The sequence below is a fragment of the Streptomyces sp. NPDC098789 genome (genome assembly GCF_044759975.1).
GTDB lineage: Bacteria > Actinomycetota > Actinomycetes > Streptomycetales > Streptomycetaceae > Streptomyces.
In genome coordinates, this window is sequence record NZ_JBIWAJ010000068.1 from 1 (window position 1) to 1323 (window position 1323).

At 66.5% G+C, this 1323-nt stretch carries 2 protein-coding genes; both read right to left on the bottom strand.

Features of this window, described 5'->3' with window-relative positions; genetic code table 11:
• Positions 1-31: 31 nt before the first annotated feature.
• Positions 32-946: an IS3 family transposase gene (locus ACIQWR_RS41505; RefSeq protein WP_404021378.1), complete on the bottom strand. Its 915-nt coding sequence runs from the start codon at positions 944-946 to the stop codon at positions 32-34.
• Positions 946-1308 carry a transposase gene (locus tag ACIQWR_RS41510; protein ID WP_404021381.1) on the bottom strand — a complete coding sequence of 121 codons (363 nt, stop codon included), beginning with the start codon at positions 1306-1308 and terminating at the stop codon, positions 946-948. The genes ACIQWR_RS41505 and ACIQWR_RS41510 overlap by 1 nt, the downstream gene beginning before the upstream one ends.
• Positions 1309-1323 lie beyond the last annotated feature (15 nt).

Consider the following 1323-nt stretch of genomic DNA (forward strand, 5'->3'; position numbering starts at 1 on the left):
TGAGGTTCCCCCGGTGTGTGGGAGGTGCTGGTCAGCTGGTCAGAGCGGGTTGATGGGGTTTCAGGTTCGCTCGTTCGGTCGCTGCCTGTTCGGCGTAGTGCTTCTCCTCGAACTCGATCGGGCTGAGGTAGCCGAGCCGTTTCTGGATGCGCCGGGAGTTGTAAAAGCCGTCGATGTACTCGAAGAGCGCGAGGTTCGCCTCGGCACGTGTGGCGAAGACGCGGCCGCGGACGCATTCTGTCTTGATCAGCATCCACAGGTTCTCGGCGAGAGCGTTATCGTACGAATCTCCCACCGACCCCATGGATGCCTCGACTCCGGCCCGCACCAACCGGGTTGTCAGCTTGATGGACGTGTACTGACAGCCGTGGTCGGCGTGGTGGATGAGCTTGCCGGGTTCGACCTCGCGGGAGGCCAGGGCGTACTCCAGAGTGGATAGCACCAGGTCGGCGTCCGCGCGGGCGGAAGTCTCCCAGGCCACCACCCGGCGCGAGAAGGCGTCGCGGATCGCGGAGAGCCACAGCGGCCCCTCAACGGTGGCGATCATGGTGAGGTCGGTGACCCACAACCGGTTCGGTGCCGGTGCGGTGAAGTCCCGGTTGACCAGGTCCGGGGCGAGTGTGGCCTTCGGATCCCGGCGCGTGAAGCCCTTCCGGCGTGGGCTGATCCCCGCGATGTCGGCCTCGCGCATCAGGCGCTCAACCCTCTTGCGGCCCACGTGGATGTCCTCGCGCTTGAGGACGGCGTGCACCCGCGGCGAGCCGTAGATCCCACCGGAATCGGTGTGGATCTCCTTGATCCGCTCGGCCAGCTCGACGTCACGGCGCTGGTGTTCGCACGGCTCCGTCTCCGCACGGCGCCAGCGGTAGTAGGTGGTGGAGGGGACGTGCAGTTCCCGAAGCACGCACTCGACTCCCAGGCGCGGGTGCTCGTCAACGAGCGCCATCACCTGGGCCGGGTCGGGTCGAGTTGCGCCGCGAAATACGCCGAGGCCGTCCGCAGGACGTCGTTCGCGCGCTTGAGCTGGACATTCTCCTTACGCAGGGCCACGAGCTCGGCCCGTTCATCGGTGGTCAGCCGGTCATCGCGCTCGCCGGCATCCGCCTCAGCCTGGCGGATCCACCCACGCAGAGCCTCCGGATGCACACCGAGATCGACCGCGAGCTTCTTGATCTGGGGCCTCGGGCTGGTGGCGCGATACATCCGCACCGCACGCTCACGCAACTCCAACGGATACTTCCTCGGTGCGGACATCGTCCGGGTTCCTCTCACGAGACCCATCTGACCCCCTGCCACCACTTCCCGCATCTCGGGGGAACCTCA